Annotated in this window: 1 protein-coding gene; it reads left to right on the top strand. The window is 50.0% G+C overall.

The features are described 5' to 3' along the window. Positions 1 to 222 (top strand): condensation domain-containing protein (locus HFE01_RS26860; protein WP_167438892.1); only part of this gene is annotated, 222 nt, incomplete at both ends.

Genomic DNA, 222 nt, shown 5'->3' with positions numbered 1-222 from the left:
AGTCTGGATCTGCTGACACAGCGTCATGAAGCGCTGCGGACGAATTTCCATCAATTTGAAACAGGACATGGTCTGGAACCATTGCAAATCGTGTTCCGCCACAAAGATAGCGACCTGTCCTTCAAGGATATACGCGAAATGCAGGAAGCGGAGCAACAGGCATATATCCAGGCGTTTAAGCAGGAGGACCAAGCGAGAGGTTTTAATCTCGGTACGGATGCG

It is taken from the genome of Paenibacillus sp. EKM10P (genome assembly GCF_011800655.1).
Lineage (GTDB): Bacteria > Bacillota > Bacilli > Paenibacillales > Paenibacillaceae > Paenibacillus > Paenibacillus polymyxa.
The sequence above is the reverse complement of the archived record's forward strand: the minus strand, read 5'-3'. Positions and strand labels throughout refer to the sequence as shown.